The organism is Phenylobacterium sp. LjRoot97, from assembly GCF_964254345.1.
Lineage (GTDB): Bacteria > Pseudomonadota > Alphaproteobacteria > Caulobacterales > Caulobacteraceae > Phenylobacterium.
Genome location: NZ_CAXUTH020000001.1, coordinates 1,549,892 through 1,570,683 on the forward strand (window position 1 = coordinate 1,549,892; position 20,792 = coordinate 1,570,683).

A 20,792-nucleotide genomic window follows, 5' to 3' on the forward strand; every position below is an offset into this window, starting at 1 on the left:
AGTGGTTGATCAGAACGCCAACCGCGCCCGGATGCTGAAGACCGACAGCGCGTCTTCGTTTGGATTGAGGCTCGGATTGACGATCAGCTGGTAGGCGGGCGTGAGCGCGACGTTGGGCGTCAGGGCGAACCTGTAGAAGGTCTCGAGCGTGGTCTGGTCTCGGAGGTTGACCGGGAGCTGCTGCGGGAGTTGCGCGTCGTCGGGATCGGACCAGCCGACGCCGAGGCCGAACAGATCGGCTTGTCGCTCAGGGGGCCTGTAGCCCATTCCGACCGTCAGATTGACCTTGGCGAAGCCTCCGGTCCCGAGCCCTCCGCGGACGAACCACATGATGTTCTCGCCGGCCATCTGATTGATGTTGAAGGCGACGCCGTAGGCTTCGTCCTGCGGGCGCGTGATGTCCTGCGGGCCGCGACGCTCCAGCGGGTCGCGATACCAGAAGGTGACGTGAAAATTGTTCGCATCCATCGGGCCGCGCGCGTGGATCGGGATGGGGCGGCGGGCGAAGCTCGTTGAACCCACCTCGACGAAATAGAAGCGCTCGTTCCGGCTGAAGAAGTCATCCACGGTCCAGCCTGTATCGTTGGAGTTGGCCGTGAAGACGCCGCCCTTGATGTAGACCGAGCCTGTGCCCGGATAGACCGCTGCGACCGCCCCGGCGCCACGTAGCGGTACGGCGATGGTGGGGCTGGTCGAGAAGGCGAGATTGAGGAACTGACGGTTGTCGTCGAAGAACGGGTAGGGGTTCACGAAGTTCGGCGCGAACACCTTGCCGATCGTGTACTGAAACCGGCCGCCGGCCAGGGTCTGACGCAGGTAGGCCTGGGTGACCCCAAGCTCGAAGTCGCCCCAGGTCGCCGCGGTCGGGACGCCTGATCCGGCCAGCACGCCGGCGGCGAGGGGCGCGCGCTCCGACCCGAAGATGGGACGTCTGTCCTCGACGGTCAGGTCGAAGTAGAGCGCATTGGGCCTGCCCCGGTCGAGCAGGGCGGCCGAGGCGTTGAAGGTGAACTTGTGGCCGGCGGCCCAGTCCTGATCGACCAGGCTGGCCGAGTAGCTTTGGGCGAGGACGCCATAGGAGCCGCCGAAGCTGATCCCGGTGCGATCCTCGAACCGCTGCTTGAAGGCGAACCAGGGTTGGAGCTCGGGCTTGTTGGAGGCCGCCTTCGCCAGGCGCTCGTCCTCGGCCATGTCTCCCTCTGTGGAGAGAGGCGTTTCCAGCAACTCCGGGTAGGGGCTGAGCTCAGCCTCGTCAGCAGGCTGCGACGCCGGCGTTTGCGCGTGGGCGACGGCGGCCGTCGCGCAGAAGGCCAGCGCGATGAGAGGCGCGCGCATCATGCCCACGCCACCTTGTCGGATCCTCGCACCGCGACCAGCGGCGTGCGCCAGCGGCCTGGCGTGCGGCTGAGCTTCACCTGCGGTCCGAGGCGGCGGACTTCTCCATAAGGGGTTTGGGCGACCAGCAGTTCGGGCGTGATCAGGCGGTTTTGGGGACCGGACAGGTCGAACTGGGTGTTCGGGAAGCGGCCGAGGCTGGCGTACCACATGGCCGCCCGCGTGAGGCTGATCCGGACGTGATAGCTGCCGCCCTCCTTGGCGCGTCGGCGCAGGGCGGCGATGACGCCGCAGGCCCCAAGATATCCGGCGATGTAGTCGTTCATCACCAGGGTCGGCGGAAAGCGCGGCACGCCGCCGCCGCCCTCCGCAATGGTGAAGCCCGAGACGGACAAACCCTCCATGTCGAACCCGCCGCGGTGCGCCCAAGGCCCCGTCGCGCTGTTGGCGTTGCAGGAGAGGTAGATGAGTCCGCGATGGCCGTTGGCGAGTTCGGCGGGGCTGAAGCCGAGGCGGTCGAGCGTGCCGACGCGGTAGTTTTCGACAAACACGTCCGCCTGGGGCGTGAGCGCCTTGAGCCGCTTGTTCTGGTCAGGATTGCGAAGGTCGACGAAGGTCGAGCGCATGCCGACATTGACGTCGACGACCAACGCCTCGTGCTCGAAAGCCTGATCGCGCGCCACATGCAACACCTGAGCCCCGTACTCCGCCAGCGTGCGTGACGAGCAGGTGCCGGCGATCACGTGGGTGTTCGAAAGCACGCGAAGGCCCGACAAGGGCTGGGCGGCGGGACCGGCGGCCCATGGAACCGGCGAGCCGTCGGAAATCTTGATGATCTCGATCAGAGGGGTGCTGGCCAGCACCTGACCTTCCGGATGCGCCAGCCACTCCTCTTTGGTGCGGTGCACGACGCCGACGCCGCCCGCCGCGTTCAGTTCCTCTTCGAACTCGAAGGCGTCGACCTGCTTGAGCGCCCTCACGATGTTCTCGCGGCCTGGGAGCGACTTCATCGCCTTGAGGGCGCGCGCCTCCAGGTGCGGGTAGGCGCCCGTCACATTCAGGTAGCGGCCGTCCCGCGTCTCGAAGGGCACGAAGGTCAGCGGATTGCCGAGGCCCAGGGGCGCCTGGAGCATGAGGCCGTTCACGGTCGGGATGACGAAGTCGCGCGGCACCGGATCGGCGGCGGGAATCGTGCCGTCGCGCTGGGCCATGAGCAGGATGGCGCCGATCAGCGGATTGACGTTGTAGACGGACTCCCGAAGGTCGACGGTCAGGTCCTGGCTTTCGCCCGTCCGGTCACGCCAGATGGCGGCCGCCCCGAGGCCTGCGCCCATGGCGGCGATCGCCATGCAGGATCCGACCCGAAAGTGACTGCGGATGATCGGGTCGGCGCCGGTGAAGGCGACCCGCCCGCCGGCGTCGGACACGTCGCCGCCGATGTCACGCATGAACTGCGAGAACGTTCGATCGATATCGAAGTCGCGGTCGGCGGCCTCGGCCGTGGCGGACGTCAGGGCGGCGGTTCCGGCCGCCAACGCCAGTCCGCCAGCTTGAACAACAACGCGTCGGGACAAATCGCTCGAATGAGGCATCGGTCTCTCCGGCTGTGTCCCCGCCTTCAGAGATTATGGCTATCCGAGCATTGCGTGCGTCAATGGAGTGCGGCATCCATCAGGCATGGACCTGAGTGTTGATGCTCAAGCTTACGTTGTTGAAATATGGTGATATTTGAGCAGTTTCGCTTCGTTTCATGCGATCATTGATCTGTATATTGTCAGGGCGGACGAGTTGCGTTCGCTACCTTCTTTGGCCAATGATTTATTGGCATAATACCTGAGGCGGTCGTTCCCTCGGGTGGGATGTGTCCACCTCTTCTAGTGATGCGACTTGGCCTGCGGGCGTAGCGGAAAGCGCGCGCCTGAGGCTAAGCTTCGGGATGGAAGACGCTCAGGCTGAACTCGACACGGCGCGCGTGCGGCGGCTGATCGGCGCGCAGTTTCCGGAACTGGCGAGCCGAACTCTCGTCCCGCTGGCGAGCGCCGGCACCGACAATGCGATCTATCGGCTAGGCGAGGATCTCGCGGTCCGGCTGCCGTTGCGCGAAAGCGCGGTTCCGCAGGTGGCCAAGGAGCAGCGGTGGTTGCCCGTGCTGGCGCAGCACTTGCCGTTGGCGATCCCCGCCCCTGTCGGGGCCGGGGTCGCGGCCGAGGGCTATCCGTGGCCATGGTCCGTCTGCCGTTGGCTGGGCGGCGAGGATGCGGCGAGCGCGGGGGCGATTGACCTACCGCAGGCCGCCCGCGACCTCGGGAGCTTTCTCGCAGCTTTACGGGCGATCGACGCGACGGGCGGGCCGCGGGCGGGCCGCGCGAACCATGGACGGGGCGTGCCGCTGGCGTTCCTTGACGAGCGGGTGCGGTGCGACGTCGCGCAGTTGGCCGGCGAGATCGATGTCGCCGCGACGCTGACCGCCTGGGAGAGGGCGCTGGGCGCGCCCGTCTGGGACCGGCCAGGCGCCTGGCTGCACGGCGATCTCCATCCGGGCAACTTGCTAGTCAGAGACGGTCGGATCGTCGCCGTTCTCGATTTCGGATTGCTGGGCGTGGGCGATCCCGCGGCTGACCTCTTCGTCGGCTGGAGCCTGCTCGACGCCCCAGCCCGCGAGACCTTCCGTGCGGCCGCGGGGGCGGACGACGCCATGTGGGCGCGCGGGCGCGGCTGGGCGGTGTTCAACGCCGTCATCGCGATGGCGTTCTACCTGCAGACCAATCCGGTGCTCTGCCAGATGGCCCGGCGGACGCTGACGGAGGTGGCCGCCGACCTCCAAGGCGACGGATAGATGCGCATGGACGAGGCCGATGAGCTGATCGAGTTGTGCGTGCGCGCGCTGGTTTCGCAGATGATCGCGGCGCCGGGGATTGAGCTGCACGTCACGCGCAGCTGCGTTCTGGGGCTGACCGACGAGCCGCTGGCCGACTTCAACCGGCTGATCCTGGGCGCCGGCGGCGACGCCGAAGGCTTTCTGGTGCGCGCCGTGGCGCGGGCGAAGGAGCGGCGCCGTCCGCTGGTGGCGACGATGAGTCCTCTGGCGGCGCGAGCGTTGGCGCCGGCCGTAGCGCGGCTCGGCTTCGCGGAGGTCGGGTCTTCGCCGCTCATGGTGCTCGGCCCGGAGGTTTCCATCGGGCCGAGCCGCCCGATGAAGGTCGTCCGCGTGCTGGACCCGCAGTCGGCGGGCGTCGCCGGGGACCTGATCGCCGCGGCGTTCGATGAACCGCGCGACGTCATCGCCAGGTACATCGATATCGGGATGACCGGGACCTCGGGCGTCGAGACCTATGTCGGCCACGGCGACGACGGGGCCATGTGCACCGTCTCAGTCACGCCGACGGGCGATACCGGGGCGATCTCGCTGATGGCGACGCCGCCGGCGCACCAACGCAGGGGCCTGGGCCGGGCGCTGCTGAGCCAGGTGATCGGCGACTATCGGCGGCGCGGCATGCGGCGCTTCCACCTGGGCGCCACCGAGGCGGGGCTGCCGCTCTATGAGAGCCTGGGCTTCCGAACAGTCGCCGAGCTGCCGGTCTGGCTGCTGGCGGCCGAGGATTAGGGCCCTCTAAGGCGCCTTCGCCGGGGCCAGGGCGACCTGGCGGAGAATTTGCGCGAGCTCCTCGATCGAGTAGGGCTTGTGCAGCAGAGGAAATCCGTGCCGCGCATCCGCAGCCAGGACTTGGCTGTAGCCGCTGGTGAGCACGATCGGCGTTGCGGGCCAGCGGCTCTGAATGGCGCGGGCGAGCTCGACGCCGCCGAGCCCCGGCATCACCACGTCGCTGAACACGACGTCGAACTCGCTGTCCTGTTCCAGCCGCGCCAAGGCGTCGGCGGCGTTGGCGGCCCATTCGGTCCGGTAGCCCAGGTCGGACAGCAGCTGGGTCGCGAACTCGCCGACCGCGGCGTTGTCCTCCACAACCAGGATGCGTCCCTTGTGGTAGGCCTGAGGCGTGTCCGCCGACGGACCGGGCGGGGTCAGCGGCCCGCGCGATCGCGGCAGAAAGAGCGTGAACGCCGAGCCCTCTCCACGCTGACTGTGAACCGCGACGTCGCCGCCCGATTGCTTGGCGAAGCCGTAGACCTGGCTGAGCCCGAGACCGGTGCCGCGCCCCACCTCCTTGGTGGTGAAGAACGGCTCGAAGATCTTGGCCAGATCCTCGCCTTCGATGCCCGATCCGTGGTCGACGACCGAGATCGTCACGAACTCGCCGGGACTGGCGGCGTGACCGCGCAAGGCGGGGATCGACTCGGCCGTATCGATGCGGATGGCCAGCTTCCCTTCGCCGTCCATGGCGTCGCGGGCGTTGACGGACAGATTGATCAGGGCGGTCTCGAACTGGGCGACGTCGGCCTCGACCACGCAGTTCTCGCAATCGACCAGGATGTCCAGGCGGACGCGCGCGCCCAGCACCGAGCGCAACATGTCGGTCAGGGCGTCGACCTTGAGCGCGACGTCGAAGCGTTCGGGCTTGAGCGCCTGACGCCGGGAGAAGGCGAGCAACTGCGCCGTGAGCTTGGCCGCGCGGTCGGCCGTGTCGGAGATCGCGTCGAGATAGCGCTGGCGGCGCTCGGGCTGCAGCTCGTGCTTCCGGAGCAGGTCGGCCGACGCGCGGATGACGGTCAGCAGGTTATTGAAGTCGTGGGCGACGCCGCCGGTGAGCTGGCCGATCGCCTCCATCTTCTGGGCGTGGCGCAGGGCCTCTTCGGCCTGGTTGAGTTGCTGAGCCTGCTGCTTTTCCTCGGTGACGTCTCGACCGTAGCCGTAGATCAGGCCGTCCTCGACGGCGGTGTTCCAGGAGATCCAGCGCCAGTCGCCGTTCTTGGTGCGGTATCGGTTCTCGAAGCCGGTGACCTGGTCGCCGTCCAGGACGCGGGCGTGCGCGGCGTAGGTGTCCTCGATCTCCTCATCGGGAACGAAGGCGGACATCGGGCGACCGACCACCTCCTCGACCGGGTGGCCCAGGATTCGCGTCCACGCCGGACTGACCGAGCGGAACAGCCCCTCGCCATCGACCACCACCATGAGGTCGCGGGCGTTGGTCCAGATGCGGTCCGAGCGCCGGCGCTCGGCCTCGACGCTGCGGGCCTGGGCGAACGCGCCTGCGGCGCGGTCGGCGACCAGATTGGCCAGATCGTGCAGGCCGACGTCGCCGCGTCGGTGCGGGTTGAGGCCCAGCACCAGCGTGGTGGCCGGCGCGCCATGCAGGCTTGGGATCGGCAGGATCAGGGCGCGGGTCGGGGCGATGGACCAGGCGCCGGTCGGGTAGTCGACCTGCGGATCGAGCGGAAAGTCCTGGCAGCCGTCGGACGCCTCGCCGAGCGGCCAGGGCAGGTTCAGCAGGCTGCGTCCCGGGTCGGTGGCCGAGCAGCCGACCCAGCCGCCCAGCGCGTCCTGCACGTAGGCCAGGGCGAACGGGAAGTCCTCGGTGTTGGCCGCCAGGGCGTCGCACACGCCCTGGATCACCGCTTCGTGGGACGGCGCTTCGATCAGGCTCTCGCTCAGCCGCCTGAGCGTCTCCAGCCGGCGCTCGCTGATGACGTGCTCGGTCTCCTCGGTGACGATGCACATCAGCCCGCGGATCGTCTCGCCGTCGCGCAAGGGGCTGTAGGAGAAGGTGTGGTAGGTCTCCTCCGGGTAGTTGTTGCGCTCCAGGAGCAGCAGCAACGCCTTGTTCCAGGTGGCCTTGCCCTCGACCATGACCGAATGGACCTGGTCTTCGACGTCGGCGTAGACCTCGCGCCAGACTTCGCGGAACGGCCGTCCCAACGAGGCGGGGTGCTTGCTCCCGAGCGTCGGGGCGTAGGCGTCGTTGTAGAAGAAACAGAGGTCGTCGCCCCAGCCGAGCCACATCTCGAACCGTGAGGTGAGCATCATCGCCAGCGGCGTGGTGAGGCCCTGGGGCCACTCGCCAGGGGGGCCTAGCGGCGTGGCCGACCAATCGGTCTCCCGCATGCGACTGGCCATCGCGCTATCGCCCGGAAAGACCCGCATTGCGACGCTGCGATCACTCAAGCTGCACCTCCCCGGTCAAGTTAGGCCAGGAACGCGCCGCTGCGCGGAAAGCTCCGTTGCCATCGCGGGGCTGGGGGCCCTAGAGCGCGGCCAACCAGGCGGCGTCGCGCGGGGAGGGGCGGCGGTGCAGCCGGCGCTCAAGCAGGGCCTGGGCTTTCTGGGTCGCGCCGGCGCGCATCAGGGCCACCAGCAGGGTGTCCTCGATCACCTCGCGCTGGGCGCCGCTGCCGCCGATCCGGACGACGGCGGCGGCCACCGGCTCGAGCGTCCGGATGCAGGCGTCGTAGTCGGCCTGGGCGAAGGCGCTGGCGGCGCGGCCGATGGCCGGAACCACTTCGGCGAGGGCGACGCCGCCCTGGCCGGCCTCCAGGCTGGCGATGCGGCGGTCCAGCGCCTTGCGGCCGTCGGTCGCCGCCTCGATGAGCGCCAGGTGGGCGTCGACGAAGGCGTGGCCGGGACGCGGGAAGGCGTCGCGCGCGTAGCTGGCGATCTGGTCCCAGCCGGCCTGGGGCGCGCCATGGCCATAAAGGTCGAGCCGCCAGAGAAACGAGGCGACGTCGCTGACGATGTTGATCGGCAGCCCCTGGGAGACGCCTGGACGCACCTGAGCCTCGTAGATGCCGAGCGCGGTGGCGGCATCGCCGCGTTCCAGGGCGACCAGGGCGGCGTGCCAGGCGAGGTGGCCGTGCAGGACGCCGGCGCGGTCGTAGGAGGGTAGCCAGCCGGTGATCATGGCCTCGGCCTCGTCGCCGGCGCCGCCCTCGAACATCGCGTGGGCCAGGGCGTGAACGGTGTTGGCGTTGGCGCTGTGCAGCGCGAAGGCGCGCTCGATCATCGCCCGACCGCGGGCGACCGCGCCGTTCTCGGCCAGCGACCAGCCGTGGCTGGTCAGGAACCACCAGTCGTCGTCGGCGAAGTGGCCGGCGTGGCGGGCGCAGAGATCGACGCGGGCCTGGTCGTGATCGGCCATCCCCGAAAACGCGAACAAGCCGAAGGCGCCGAGCGGCATGGCGAGCACGAGCACGTCGCGCGGCCAGCGCTCGGCGTGGGCGAGGGCCGCGCTCAGCGCCTCGGCCGAGCGGCCGGAGAAGGCGAGGTTCAGGACCTCGATGTGGCTCTGTTCGCGTTCGGTCCCGTTTCGGGCGGCGAGGCTGCGGGCCGCTGCGACCCTTTCGTGCGCCTGACGCGGCTGGGCGCTCAGCGCATGGACGCGGGCGCGGGCGGCGTGGGCCATCGCGAAGTCCGGATCGGCGGCGATCGCCAGGTCGAGTTCGACGTCGGCTCCGGGCCAGGTGGCCAGGATCAACCGCACGCCGTTGCGGTAGCGCTCCGCGGCCTCGGCGGAGCCGGTCGAAAGCGGCAGATCGTGAGTGTCGAGTTGCATGGGCGGGAGACTGTCTATCGCTTGCCTGCGGTCACCGGGGCGCCGGTGAAGGGTTTGGCGTCCTTCATCAGGATGTGGGACGCGATCTTGTCGACGCCGAGGCCTTCCTGGAGGAGGCGGTCGGCGAGTTCGCCCCAGGCGCGGACATCGGGGCAGACGACCTTGATCAGGTAATCGAACGGGCCGGAGACCTGGGCGGCCTCGACCACTTCGGGGATCTCGGAGAGCACGGCCTCGAAGTGCAGCAGGTCGGCGGGGCGGTGGCTCTTGAGCGTGACCTCGCCGTAGATCGTGACGGTCGGGCGGATGCGTTCGATGTCGAGGCGGGCCTGATAGCCGAGGATCAGCTTCTCGGCCTCAAGCCGCCGCACGCGGGCCAGGCAGGCGCTGGGCGAGAGGGCGACCTTGTCGGCCAGGGCCTGGTTGGTGATGCGGCCGTCGGCCTGGAGATTCGCCAGGATCTTGAGGTCGATCCGGTCGAGCGAAGGATATCCGTCCAAGGCCTGTTCCCGCCGCAGCATCTGCGGAGCAAGACCTAGTCTTCCGCCGCCCATATCGAAGAATCCCTAGCACAATAAGCATCTAAGGCTTCGATGATTTCTGCGGAGGATGCCATGATCAACCCCGGCGTCGTGATCCGCCCGGCCGCCCTTACCGACCTTGAGTCCCTGCACGCCCTGGCGCTGAGCGCCGGGCTCGGCATGACCAATCTGCCGCCCTGCCGCGAGCGCCTGATGGGCCTGCTGCAGGCCAGCGCCGACGCCCTGGCGGGAAATCGCAAGGCCGGCAGCCAGATCCTGCTGGTGATGGAAGCGGGCGGCGAGGTGGTGGGCACGGGCTGCATATTCCCGAGCGTGGGCGGCGACTGGCCGTTCTACTCCTATCGGATCGGCCGGCTGCGCCAGACCTCGCAGGCGCTGGGCAAGGTGGTGGAGAACACCATCTTGACGCCGGTGAACGACTATGACGGCTCGGCCGAGGTCGGCGGGCTGTTCGTGCGGCCGGGGCTGCGCGGGCTGGCCGGCGGGCGGCTCATGGCGCGTTCGCGCTACCTGTTCATGGCCGAGCATCGCGACTGGTTCGGCGACCGCGTGGTCTCTGAGCTGCGCGGATACCAGGACGCGGACGGTCGCTCGCCGTTCTGGGAGGCGGTGGGCCGCAAGTTCTACGGCCTGGAGTTCAAGGAGGCCGACCGGATCAGCGTCGGCGCCGGCAAGCAGGTGATCGCCGACCTGGGGCCGAAGTATCCGCTGTACCTGAACCTGCTGCCGACCGACGCGGCGCTGTCGGTGGGCCAGTTCCACCCGGACGGCGCGCGCGCGCACTCGCTGCTGACCGAGGAAGGGTTCAAGTTCGAAGGCTGCATCGACATCTTCGACGCCGGTCCGACCATGGTCGCCGACATCGACAGCCTGAAGGCCGTCCGCGACAGCCGGGTCGGGACGGTCCGCGAGATCGGCCCCTGCGACGACGGGGTCGAGGTGCTGGCCTGCGCCGGCGCGGTCGAAGGCTTTCGGGCCTCGCGCGGGCGAGTTGTGGCGGCGGCTGAAGGACTGCGGATCAGTCCCGAGCTGGCGGCCGTTCTAAACGTGCAAGTGGGAGATCTCATCCGCCATGTCGAATTCTGAGATCGTCTCCACCGATCCCTGCACCGGCGAGGTGGTCTGGCGCGGTCCCGCCGCCGATCCGGCGGCGCTGGACGGCGTGCTGGCGCGGGCGCGGGCGGGCTTCGAAGCCTGGTCGCGCCGGCCGCTGGAGGATCGCCATGCGGTGGCGCGCGCCTTCGCCGAGCTGGCCAAGGCGCGGCGTGAGGAGATCGCCCGCCTGCTGAGCCAGGAGACCGGCAAGCCGTTCTGGGAGACCCTGACCGAGGCCGACACCGTCGCCGGCAAGGTCGAGGTCTCGATCCGCGCCCAGGCCGAGCGGGCCGGCGAGCGGAGCAGCGACATCCCCGGCGGCCAGGCGCGGTTGGCGCACCGGCCGCATGGCGTGCTGGCGGTGATCGGGCCGTTCAATTTTCCGATGCATCTGCCGAATGGGCACATGGCCCCGGCGCTGATCGCCGGCAATGCGGTGGTGTTCAAGCCGAGCGAGAAGACCCCGGCCAGCGGCCTGCTGCTGGCGCATCTGTGGCGCGAGGCGGGCGTGCCCGACGAAGTGCTGCAGGTGGTGATCGGGGCTGCGGAGACCGCCAAGGCGCTGGTGGCTCATGACGGGATCGACGGGGTGCTGTTCACCGGCGGCGTCGCGGCCGGCCGGGCGATCCACATCGCCCTGGCCGACCAGCCGCAGAAGATCGTGGCGCTGGAGCTGGGCGGCAACAATCCGCTGGTGGTCTGGGACGTGGCCGATGCGGAAAGCGCGGCGCACCTGATCGTGCAGTCGGCCTATGTCTCGGCCGGGCAGCGCTGTTCGTGCGCGCGCAGGCTGATCGTGCCGCAGGGGGCGGCGGGCCAGCGGGTGGTCGAGGCGCTGGAAGCCCTGATCGACCGCATCGTGGTCGGCGCGCCGTTCGACGAGCCGGCGCCGTTCATGGGGCCGGTGATCGACATGGCCAGCGCCCAGCATATGCTGGACGCGCAGGCGCGGCTGCGCGGGCGGCCCCTGCGCGAGTTGCGGCGGCTGGAGGCGGGAAAGCCGTTCCTGACCCCGGGGCTGGTCGATGTGACCGGCGTCGTGGTTCCCGACGTCGAGAACTTCGGGCCGCTGCTGCAATTGGTGCGGGCTGCGGATTGGGACGAGGCGATCGGCGTCGCCAACGCCACGCGCTTTGGCCTGGCGGCCGGGCTGCTGAGCGACGACGAGGCGCGCTATCGCGACTTCTGGAACCGGGCGCGGGCCGGCATCGTCAACTGGAACCGGCCGACGACGGGCGCGGCGGCCACCGCGCCGTTCGGCGGGCCGGGCCTGTCCGGCAATCATCGGCCCAGCGCCTACTACGCCGCCGACTACTGCGCCTATCCGGTCGCGAGCATGGAGGCGGACAGGGCCGAGTTCCGCATCGCCACGGGGCTGGCCGCGTGATCGAGGTCAATTTCGACGGGCTGCCCGGGCCGACCCACAACTATGCGGGTCTGTCGGTCGGCAACGTCGCCAGCCAGAGCAACTTCGGCGAGATCTCGTACCCGCGCGCCGCGGCGCTGCAGGGCCTGGCCAAGATGCGCACGATGATGGAGCTGGGCCTGACCCAGGGATTTCTGCCGCCGCCGCTGCGCCCAGCGGCGCAGGCGCTGAGAGGCTTTGGCTTCGCCGGTTCGGACGACGAGGTGCTGGCGGCGGCGGCTGAGCAGGACCTGGCGCTGTTTCGGGCCGCGTGCTCGGCCTCCAGCATGTGGCGGGCCAATGCGGCCACGGCGCTGGCCGCGCCGGACACGGCGGACGGGCGCGTGCATCTGGTGACCGCAAACCTAGCCGGGATGCTGCACCGGAGCTTCGAGGCCGACGAGACCTTCGCGCTCCTGAAGAGGGTGTTCGCCAGCGAGGACCGATTTGCGGTGCATGGGCCGCTGCCGAGCGCCCGGCACTTCGGCGACGAGGGCGCCGCCAACCACATGCGGCTGGCGGCCAGCCACGGCGCACCGGGCCTCAATGTCTTCGTGCATGGCGAGGCGAGCCGCGGCGGCGCGTTTCCCGAGCGCCAGAGCCTGCGCGCGAGCCAGGCGGTCGCGCGCCTATCCGGACTTTCTGGCGAGCGGACCTTCTACGCGCTGCAGAACCAGGGCGCGGTGCAGGCCGGGGCCTTCCACAACGACGTGGTGGCGGTCGCCAACGCCAACGTGCTGCTGGCCCACCCTCAGGCCTTCGCCGATCCGGCCAGGCTGTACCGCGAGCTGCGCGCACGGCTGCCGAACCTGCACGTGGTCGAGACCTTCGGGGTCAGCCTGGAGGACGCGGTGTCGTCCTACCTGTTCAATTCGCAGCTGGTCAGCCTGCCCGATGGCGGCATGGCGCTGATCCTGCCGTCGGACGCGCGGGACAACCCGGCGGCCTGGGCGGCGGTCGAAGCGGTGTTGGCGAGCGACAATCCGATCGCCCGGGCGGTGGTGGTCGACGTGCGCGAGAGCATGCGCAACGGCGGCGGGCCGGCGTGCTTGCGGCTGCGGGTTCCGGTGGACGGGCCAGGCCTGGCCGGGATCGACCCGCGCTTCATTCTGGACGAGGCGCGCTGGACGAGCTTGGCCAAGGTGGTCGTTTCGCACTGGCCCGAGAAGATCGCGCCGGACGACCTGGTGAAGCCGGAGCTCTGGGCGCAGGCGCGCGAGGCGCACGCGGCGCTGGAGGCGGCGATCTGAACTCCGCTCATCCCCGCGAAAGCGGGGATCCTTGCGGACTCCGAGCTATGACCGACGCAGCTTGGGTTCCCGCCTTCGCGGGGATGAGCGGAGTTTATTGAACCAGCGTCAGACTGGTCGCGGCGGCGAGCAGGGCGATGACGCCGGTGGCGGCCACGAGAGTCCAAGCGAGCCTGGGCTCGATGCGCAGCAGGTCGCGGGGCGCGACCTGGGCGCTGATCGCGGCGACGCCGCCGAGCAGCAGCAGTTGCGAGGCCAGGGTCAGGGCCGGCAGCAGCACGGCCGGGATCAGCCCGAAGCTGCGTGCGGCCATCAGAGCGGCGAACCCCCAGACGAACAGCGGAGGCAGCGGTAAACGGCGGGCGCGGGCCTGCATGCCCATCGACAGCCCGACGGCGACGATTACCGGACCCAGCCAGAGGATGCGCGAGAGCTTGGAGAGGGCGGCCGAGGCCTCGGCGCCCGGCGAGACCGACTGGCCGGCGGCGACCACCTGGGCGACATCGTGGATCGAGAGGCCGAGGAAGACGCCGGTCTGCCGCTCGCTGAAGCCGAAATGCCGGGCGATCAGCGGATAGGCGACCATGGCGATGGTCGAGAGCAGGTTCACGCCGACGACGACCAGGGCGGTGGTGCGGCGGGCGGCGTCGCTGTCGGGCAGGGCGCTGGAGGCGGCCATGGCGGCCGAGGCGCCGCAGATCGAGACGGCGCTGGCCGCGATCAGCGCCTCGACGAGCGGCAGGCCGGCGAGCAGGCCGATGCCGGTCCCTGCGCCAAGGCTGGCCATGACGACGCCGCCGCTGGCCAGCGCCACCGGCAGGCCTAGCGCGGCGAGTTCGGCGAAGGCGATCTGGGAACCCAGCAGGGCGACGCCGGTCTTGAGGCCCGGCTTGGCCCACCAGCAGAGCGCTGGCCCCAGCGCGGCCGACCAGCCCGCGAGACCGAGCCCCATGCCGGCCACCGCGGCGATCACCGGCGCCGGAAAGCCGCTGGCCCGGCCGAGCATGAGCGCGCAGAGCGCGATCAGGCCGAGCGCCAGGCCGCCGACCAGCGGATGGCGCGCATGTCCCGCGGCGAGCGGGAGATGGGTCACGCCTGCAGCGCCTTGGGAGCGGGGGCGTCATGACGGCCGCGGGCGGCCATCTGGGCGTGCAGCCGCTGGACGCAGTGGCTGGCGGTCTTTTCGAACCAGAACGGGAAGATGGCGTGCACCAGGCAGGCGGCGCCCGCGGTGATCATGGTCATGCCGAAGCCCGAGGCCTGGGCCAAGTGCTCGCCATAGCTCTCGCCGACGGAACTCGGATGCCGGTTGAACGCGTCCAACATGAAACTCTCCCACGCTATCGGCGCAGGATGGCCTCGGGCGGCGAGAAAGGCGTTGTCGAACTTGTCGTGGTTCGGTCATTGTGGAGAACATTTTTCGCGGTTTGGGGTGATTTTCGTGGGTGGCGTTCTCCTGGATGCGACGGATCGGCGAATCCTGCGTGAGCTGCAGGCGGACGCCACGATCCCGGTGGCCGAGCTGGCCGAACGGGTGGGTCTCTCGCAGACGCCGTGCTGGAAGCGGGTTAAGCGGCTGACCGACGAGGGGGTGATCGACCGCAAAGTGGCGCTGCTCAATCGCGAGAAGCTGGACCTGGGGCTGGTGGTGTTCGTGTCGCTGAAGACCAGCCGCCACGACGAAGAGTGGCTGGCGCAGTTCGCCAAGGGCGCCTCGGCCCTGGCCGAGGTGGTGGAGATCTACCGGCTGGCCGGGGAGACGGACTACCTGCTGAAGGTCGTGGTCTCGGACATCGCGGCCTATGACCGGTTCTACAAGCGCCTGATCGCCGCCGCGCCGCTGAACGACGTGAGCTCGGCGTTCGCGATGGAGCAGATCAAGTTCACGACGGCGCTGCCGGTTTAGAGGCCGCCCAAACGTTCGTCATGGCCGGGCCGGGAGGTCCCGGCCATCCATACTCGCCGCCCTCTCCGACTTGGGCGGTGCGTATAATCCCCGGCACGCTGACGCGGCCGAGGATGACGAGCGTATGGGGTGGGGCTTCTCGCGGTTCATGAGACCCGCTACGCAGGGCGCATGAACCTCTACGAGCTGCTTGCTTCGCGTTTTCCCGACGATCGGTCCAAGCCGGCGTTCATTCTGCCGGACGGGCAGGAGGTGTCGTACGGGGCGCTGGAGGACGACGTAGCGCGGACGGCGGCGCTGCTGGTCGAGTACGAGGTCGAGCCCGGCGATCGGGTGGCGCTGCAGTCGGAGAAGAGCGTCGAGGCGGTGGTCGTCTATCTGGCGACGCTGAAGGTCGGGGCGGTCTTCCTGCCGCTGAACACCGCCTATACCGAAGCTGAGATCGACTACTTCATCGACGACGCCCAGCCGGTGCTGTTCGTCGAGGACGCCGTCGAACTGGTCGCCGACGCCCGCAGCCGCAAGCCGCTGATCGAGACACTGGCGCGCGGCGAGGACGATCTGGCCTCGATCATCTACACCTCCGGCACCACCGGGCGCTCGAAGGGCGCGATGCTGAGCCACGGCAACCTGGCGGCCAACGCGCTGGCGCTGCATGCGGCCTGGGGCTTCAGGCAAGACGACGTGCTGCTGCATGCGCTGCCGATCTTCCATGTGCACGGGCTGTTCGTGGCGCTGCACTGCGCGTTCCTGTCGGGCGCGCCGATGGTGTGGCTGGCCAAGTACGACGACGCGCAGGTGCTGGCCGGGCTGCCGAAGTCGAACGTGATGATGGGGGTGCCGACCTTCTACACGCGGCTGCTGGCCAATCCGGGCTTCACGCGGGAGGCGGCGGCGCACATGCGGGTGTTCATCAGCGGCTCGGCCCCGCTGCTGGAATCGACCTTCGCCGAGTTCGAGGCGCGGACCGGGCAGCGGATCCTGGAGCGCTACGGTATGAGCGAGGCGGTGATCATCACGTCCAACCCGCTGGACGGCGATCGGATCGCCGGCAGCGTCGGCTATCCGCTGCCGGGCGTGGAGCTGCGCATCGGCGGCGGCGAAGAAACAGGGACGATCGAGATCAAGGGGCCGAGCGTGTTCGGCGGCTACTGGCAGATGCCGGAGAAGACCGCCCAGGAGTTCACGGACGACGGCTTCTTCATCACCGGCGACGTGGGCCGCCAGGACGCCGACGGCCGGGTGTGGATCAGCGGTCGGGCCAAGGACCTGATCATCTCCGGCGGCTTCAACGTCTATCCCAAGGAGATCGAGCTGATCCTCGACGAAATGGACGGGGTGACCGAGAGCGCGGTGATCGGCCTGCCGCATCCCGACTTCGGCGAGGCGGTGACGGCGGTGGTGATCGGCAGCGGCGACGAGGCGGCGATGATCGCGGCGGTGCGCGAGCAGCTGGCCGCGTTCAAGACGCCGAAGAAGGTGTTCTTCGTCGACGAACTGCCGCGCAATGCGATGGGGAAGGTGCAGAAGAACCTGCTGCGTGAGCGCTATGCAGGCACGTTCGGCGGCTAGGGCGGCTGTCATCAATTTCGGATAGCGACGTTCTCGAGTTCGAGATTAGGTTGCGCCCCTCAACTCAGCGAGGGCGCGATGGCACCGAAGGAAGAAACTTTCGAAGGGGCCGGCGGCCTCAAGATCTTCATGCGCTCGTGGCTGCCGGCAGGCGCGCCCAGGGCGATCGTGGTCATCAGCCACGGGTTCAACTCGCACAGCGGTCAGTATGCGTGGGTCGCCGAGCAGTTGGCGGCCAAAGGCTTCGCCGTCTACGCCCATGACTATCGCGGCCGCGGCCTGTCGGAAGGCGAGCGGTTCCACGTCGAGCATATCAGCGAGTATGTCGGCGACCTCGTGCAGGTGGTCGCCATCGCCAAGGCGCGCGATCCGGGCCTGCCGGTCTATGTGCTGGGCCACAGCGCCGGCGGGGTGATCGCCAGCACCTACGCCCTGGACCATCAGGCCGACATCGCCGGCCTGGTCTGCGAGAGCTTCGCCTTCCGGGTGCCGGCGCCGGACATCGCGCTGCAGGTGATCAAGGGCGTCAGCCACCTGGCGCCGGACATTCCGATCCTGAAGCTGAAGAACGTCGACTTCTCGCGCGATCCGGCGGTGGTGAAGGCGATGAACGAGGACCCGCTGATCCACGACGAGACCCAGCCGAGCATCACGGTGGCGGCGCTGCAGCGGGCCGACGAGCGGCTGACCAAGGAGATCCCGACCATCGCCCTGCCGGTGCTGATCCTCCATGGCACCGAGGACGAGGCGACGCTGCCGAAGGGGAGCCAGTTCTTCTACGACCACGCCCGGTCGAAGGATAAGACCCTGAAGCTCTACGAGGGCCACTATCACGACCTGCTGGCCGACGTCGACAAGGAGGGCGTGCTGGGGGATATCGTCGGCTGGATCGAGGCGCGTATCTGATCCTAGAGCCGCTCGTCCCGGCGAAAACCGGGATCCAAGCTTAGTTGCGGACGGTGGCTCTGCTAGCGCGCTTGGGCCCCGGCTTTCGCCGGGGTGAGCGGAGTGGAATGACTCCTCCAGAGGGGCAGCATCTTTGGAGCTTCACCCCTGGTACCGGCTCGGCGCGACGCCGAGCAGGCGCTTGAACATGGTGGCGAAGGCGGCGGGGCTTTCGTAGCCGAGGTCGAGGGCGATGGCGGTGACCTGATCGCCGGCCGCCAGGCGGGGCAGGGCGACCAGAACGCAGGCCTGCTGGCGCCACTCTGCGAAGCTCATGCCGGTCTCGCGGCGGAAGGCGCGGGTGAAGGCGCGCCGGCCCATGCCGAGGTCGTCGGCCCAGCGGTCGATGGTGTCGTGCGGGCTGGGCTGCTCGAGGAAGGCGCGGCACTTGGCGGCGAGCGCCGGGCTTTGCGGGAAGGGCGCGGCCAGCGGGATCACCGGGGCGCGGGCCAGTTCCGCCAGCAGCAGGTCGATGACCAGGCCGTCGCGGCCGGCCGGGTCGTATTCGCGCGGCAGCTCGCAGGCGGCCAGCAGCAGATGACGCAGCAGCGACGAGACCTCGATGACCCGGCTGGAGTCGTCGAAGCCGGGGCAGCCGCCGGGCTCGATCAGGATGCCGCGGGTGCTGACCGAGCCGACCATCTTCACCGCGTGCTCGACGCCCGGCGGCGTCCACACCGCGCGTTCGGGCGGGGCCACCCAGGCGCCGTTGGGCGTGGAGACGACGACCACGCCGCGGGCCGCATAGAGCAGCTGGCCGCGGCGGTGGCGGTGCCAGTTCAACTCATGATGCGGCGGATAGTCGTTGGCGATGGCCACGACCGGGCGAGGCGTGTCCTCGACGTCGTCCGGATTAATCCAGTCGATCATGTGTCCCACTCGCGAAACTGAAAGACCCATATAGGAATGCGGGCGCGCGGCGAAGCGCCTATCCGGGCGGCTCAGTAACGGAGCAGCTCAGATGGGCGGACAGACGATCACGGCGAACAAGCAGGTTCAGGCGACGAGCGAGACGGCCTTCGGGGTGATCCTGGCGATCAGCTTCTGCCACCTGGTCAACGACATGATGCAGGCGCTGCTTCCGGCCATCTATCCGAACCTCAAGGCCGAGCTAGGGCTCACTTTCGGGCAGATCGGCATCGTAACCCTGGCCTATCAGGTGACCGCCTCGATCCTGCAGCCGATGATCGGGCTCTATGCCGACAAGCGGCCGACGCCGATGGCGCTGCCGTTCGGCACGCTGTTCTCGCTGGCCGGGCTGGCGGTGCTGTCGATCGCCCACACCTACAGCCTGGTGGTGATCGGGGCCTGCCTGCTGGGCATGGGATCGTCGGTCTTCCACCCGGAGAGCAGCCGCGTGGCGCGGATGGCGGCGGGCGGCCGGCACGGCTTGGCGCAGTCGCTATTCCAAGTGGGCGGCAACGCCGGCTCGGCCCTGGGCCCGCTGGCGGCGGCCATCGTCGTCGTGCGTTGGGGCCAGTCGAGCCTGATGTTCTTCGCCCTGCTGGCGCTGCTGGCCGGCGGCATCCTGTGGAACGTGGCCCAGTGGTATCGCACCCAAGGGCTGGCGCGGATGCGCGCCGCGGCCAAGGGCCCGCAGCCGATTGCGCCGCCGAGCCGCCAGGTGATCACCGGGATCTCGATCCTGCTGGCGCTGATCTTCTCGAAGTACGTCTACCTGGCCAGCCTGACCAACTACCTGACCTTCTACATGATGGAGAAGTTCGGCTCGTCGGTGCAGGGCGCGCAGATGCACCTGTTCCTGTTCCTGGGCGCGGTGGCGGCCGGGACGGTGGCCGGCGGCCCGCTGGGCGACCGGTTCGGGCGCAAGTACGTGATCTGGTTCTCGATCCTGGGCGTCTTGCCGTTCAGCCTGCTGCTGCCGTTCGCGGGCGCGTTCTGGACCGGGCCGCTGGTGGTGATCATCGGCCTGATCCTGGCCTCGGCCTTCCCGGCGATCGTGGTGTTCGCCCAGGAACTGGCGCCCGGCAAGGTGGGCATGATGTCGGGGCTGCTGTTCGGGTTCTCGTTCGGGATGGGCGGCCTGGGCGCGGCGATCCTGGGTGTGCTGGCCGACAAGACCGGCATCGAGACGGTCTACCGGCTGTGCGCTTTCCTGCCGGCCATCGGTCTGCTGGCGGCGTTCCTGCCGAAGATCGAGAAGCATCCGCCGCTGCCGCCGACCCCGCCGGGGCTCGAGCCGGAAGCGGTCTGACGAGGACGCCTCCGCCCGCGAGGGCGGAGGCGAACCGGCGTCAGGCGTTGACCATGGTCATGCCGCGGGCGTCGTAGCGGGTCCCGGCGACCTTGGCCGCGAGGGCGTCGAGGCCCGCAACCTCGTCCGCCGTCAGGGCGATGTCGCCGGCGGCGAGGTTGGACTTCAGGTTCGCGAGCCGGGTGGTGCCGGGGATGGCGACCACGTTGGGGTTGGCGGCCAGAACCCAGGCCAAGGCCACCTGCGAGGCGGCTGCGCCGCGGGCCGCCGCGATTTTCTCGATCTCCTCGACCAGGGCCAGATTGGCTTCGAACGCCTCGCCCTGGAAGCGCGGCGACTGGGCGGCGCGATAGTCGGTCCCGGTCGGGCGATGCTCGCGGGAGAAGGCGCCGGTCAGCATGCCGCGGCCGAGCGGGGAATAGGCGACCAGCGTCACGCCGGTCTCCTGGCAGAGCGGCAGCACGTCGTCTTCGATGTCCCGGGTGAAGATGGAGTATTCGGACTGCACGGCGGCGATCGGGTGCACCGCCTGGGCGCGGCGCAGGGTCTCGGCGCTGACCTCCGAGAGGCCGATGGCCTTGATCTTGCCTTCCTTGACCAACTTGGCCATGGCCTCGACCGTCTCCTCGATAGGGCGGCTCTGGTCACGGCGATGCAGGTAGTAAAGATCGACGTGGTCGGTCTTCAGGAAGCGCAGCGACTGTTCGATGGCGCGGCGCATGTTGGCTTCGGAGCCGTCGACGCCGGTGATCGTGCGGGTGGCGAGATCGGCCACCGGGCCGAACTTGGTGGCGATGAACGCCTTGTCGCGGCGGTCGTGGAAGGCCGCGCCCAGCAGGCTCTCGTTGGCGCCGAAACCGTAGAGCTCGGCGGTGTCGAAGTGGTCGACGCCGAGGTCCAGCGCTTCGTGCAGCAGCTTGACGGCGTCGGCCTCGTTCATCGGCTCGCCATAGGCGATCGACATGCCCATGCAGCCCAGGCCGATAACATTCACGTCACGGCCGGTGCGGCCGATTTGGCGACGGATCATGGGGAACTCCGCAGGTAGGATTGTGGGGAATGTGAGCGCTCACTCACATGCGAAT

Annotated in this window: 18 protein-coding genes; 9 read left to right on the forward strand and 9 right to left on the reverse strand. The window is 69.2% G+C overall.

From position 1 onward, the window contains the following. Positions 1-9: 9 nt before the first annotated feature. Together ACSQ2H_RS07545 and ACSQ2H_RS07550 are read right to left on the reverse strand one after the other, a co-directional pair. Entirely contained in the window at positions 10-1,335 is a 1,326-nt protein-coding gene (locus ACSQ2H_RS07545) for a carbohydrate porin (RefSeq protein WP_436060823.1), read from the reverse strand. Beyond that, complete coding sequence (locus ACSQ2H_RS07550; RefSeq protein ID WP_436060824.1) at positions 1,335-2,870, reverse strand: CoA transferase; 1,536 nt, start codon at positions 2,868-2,870, stop codon at positions 1,335-1,337. The genes ACSQ2H_RS07545 and ACSQ2H_RS07550 overlap by 1 nt, the downstream gene beginning before the upstream one ends. Before the next feature lie 401 nt (positions 2,871-3,271). On the opposite strand from ACSQ2H_RS07550, the gene ACSQ2H_RS07555 reads away from it, so the two are divergent. Both ACSQ2H_RS07555 and ACSQ2H_RS07560 read left to right on the forward strand, forming a co-directional pair. Further along, positions 3,272-4,171 (forward strand): aminoglycoside phosphotransferase family protein, encoded by a 900-nt coding sequence (locus tag ACSQ2H_RS07555; RefSeq protein ID WP_436060825.1) that lies wholly within the window; start codon positions 3,272-3,274, stop codon positions 4,169-4,171. Between the two features lie 6 nt (positions 4,172-4,177). Further along, a complete protein-coding gene (locus ACSQ2H_RS07560) occupies positions 4,178-4,939 on the forward strand; it encodes a GNAT family N-acetyltransferase (RefSeq protein ID WP_436060826.1) in 762 nt (253 codons plus the stop codon). A 6-nt stretch (positions 4,940-4,945) separates the two neighbouring features. Here the strand turns inward: ACSQ2H_RS07560 and ACSQ2H_RS07565 are convergent, their stop codons facing one another. The 3 genes from ACSQ2H_RS07565 to ACSQ2H_RS07575 all read right to left on the reverse strand — a co-directional run bounded on the left by ACSQ2H_RS07565 (position 4,946) and on the right by ACSQ2H_RS07575 (position 9,277). After that, positions 4,946-7,333, reverse strand: a complete 2,388-nt coding sequence (locus ACSQ2H_RS07565) for a PAS domain S-box protein (RefSeq protein ID WP_436060827.1) — start codon at positions 7,331-7,333, stop codon at positions 4,946-4,948. A gap of 139 nt (positions 7,334-7,472) precedes the next feature. Then, positions 7,473-8,777 (reverse strand): tetratricopeptide repeat protein, encoded by a 1,305-nt coding sequence (locus ACSQ2H_RS07570; RefSeq protein ID WP_436060828.1) that lies wholly within the window; start codon positions 8,775-8,777, stop codon positions 7,473-7,475. A 14-nt stretch (positions 8,778-8,791) separates the two neighbouring features. Then, positions 8,792-9,277, reverse strand: coding sequence for an Lrp/AsnC family transcriptional regulator (locus ACSQ2H_RS07575; RefSeq protein ID WP_436060829.1), 486 nt, complete (start codon positions 9,275-9,277; stop codon positions 8,792-8,794). Positions 9,278-9,391: 114 nt separating this feature from the next. Between ACSQ2H_RS07575 and ACSQ2H_RS07580 the strand changes: the two genes are divergently transcribed. Genes ACSQ2H_RS07580 through ACSQ2H_RS07590 form a run of 3 tightly spaced genes read left to right on the forward strand, consistent with a single transcriptional unit; the run spans position 9,392 to position 13,069 of the window. After that, positions 9,392-10,405 carry an arginine N-succinyltransferase gene (locus ACSQ2H_RS07580; protein WP_436060830.1) on the forward strand — a complete coding sequence of 338 codons (1,014 nt, stop codon included), beginning with the start codon at positions 9,392-9,394 and terminating at the stop codon, positions 10,403-10,405. Beyond that, the gene (astD, locus tag ACSQ2H_RS07585; protein WP_436060831.1) at positions 10,392-11,801 is read left to right on the forward strand and encodes a succinylglutamate-semialdehyde dehydrogenase; all 1,410 of its coding nucleotides are present in this window, start codon (positions 10,392-10,394) and stop codon (positions 11,799-11,801) included. Before ACSQ2H_RS07580 ends, astD begins: the two co-directional genes overlap by 14 nt. After that, on the forward strand, positions 11,798-13,069 hold the full coding sequence (locus ACSQ2H_RS07590) for an N-succinylarginine dihydrolase (RefSeq protein ID WP_436060832.1): 1,272 nt from the start codon (positions 11,798-11,800) through the stop codon (positions 13,067-13,069). The genes astD and ACSQ2H_RS07590 overlap by 4 nt, the downstream gene beginning before the upstream one ends. Positions 13,070-13,163: 94 nt before the next feature. Here ACSQ2H_RS07590 and ACSQ2H_RS07595 read toward each other — a convergent pair whose 3' ends face one another. Together ACSQ2H_RS07595 and ACSQ2H_RS07600 are read right to left on the reverse strand one after the other, a co-directional pair. Next, complete coding sequence (locus tag ACSQ2H_RS07595) at positions 13,164-14,162, reverse strand: YeiH family protein (protein ID WP_436060833.1); 999 nt, start codon at positions 14,160-14,162, stop codon at positions 13,164-13,166. Then, positions 14,159-14,395 (reverse strand): DUF6356 family protein, encoded by a 237-nt coding sequence (locus tag ACSQ2H_RS07600; protein WP_436060834.1) that lies wholly within the window; start codon positions 14,393-14,395, stop codon positions 14,159-14,161. The genes ACSQ2H_RS07595 and ACSQ2H_RS07600 overlap by 4 nt, the downstream gene beginning before the upstream one ends. 115 nt (positions 14,396-14,510) lie before the next feature. On the opposite strand from ACSQ2H_RS07600, the gene ACSQ2H_RS07605 reads away from it, so the two are divergent. From ACSQ2H_RS07605 to ACSQ2H_RS07615, 3 genes are all read left to right on the forward strand, one after another. Next, positions 14,511-14,975, forward strand: a complete 465-nt coding sequence (locus ACSQ2H_RS07605; protein ID WP_436060835.1) for an Lrp/AsnC family transcriptional regulator — start codon at positions 14,511-14,513, stop codon at positions 14,973-14,975. Positions 14,976-15,146: 171 nt separating this feature from the next. Next, entirely contained in the window at positions 15,147-16,547 is a 1,401-nt protein-coding gene (locus ACSQ2H_RS07610) for an AMP-binding protein (protein ID WP_436060836.1), read from the forward strand. 78 nt (positions 16,548-16,625) lie between these two features. Next, a complete protein-coding gene (locus tag ACSQ2H_RS07615) occupies positions 16,626-17,453 on the forward strand; it encodes a lysophospholipase (RefSeq protein ID WP_436060837.1) in 828 nt (275 codons plus the stop codon). A gap of 141 nt (positions 17,454-17,594) precedes the next feature. Here the strand turns inward: ACSQ2H_RS07615 and ACSQ2H_RS07620 are convergent, their stop codons facing one another. After that, positions 17,595-18,362: an AraC family transcriptional regulator gene (locus ACSQ2H_RS07620; protein WP_436060838.1), complete on the reverse strand. Its 768-nt coding sequence runs from the start codon at positions 18,360-18,362 to the stop codon at positions 17,595-17,597. A 91-nt stretch (positions 18,363-18,453) separates the two neighbouring features. On the opposite strand from ACSQ2H_RS07620, the gene ACSQ2H_RS07625 reads away from it, so the two are divergent. Further along, complete coding sequence (locus tag ACSQ2H_RS07625) at positions 18,454-19,707, forward strand: MFS transporter (RefSeq protein WP_436060839.1); 1,254 nt, start codon at positions 18,454-18,456, stop codon at positions 19,705-19,707. A gap of 40 nt (positions 19,708-19,747) precedes the next feature. On the opposite strand, the gene ACSQ2H_RS07630 is transcribed toward ACSQ2H_RS07625, so the two are convergent. Continuing rightward, positions 19,748-20,737 carry an aldo/keto reductase gene (locus ACSQ2H_RS07630; RefSeq protein ID WP_436060840.1) on the reverse strand — a complete coding sequence of 330 codons (990 nt, stop codon included), beginning with the start codon at positions 20,735-20,737 and terminating at the stop codon, positions 19,748-19,750. Positions 20,738-20,792 lie beyond the last annotated feature (55 nt).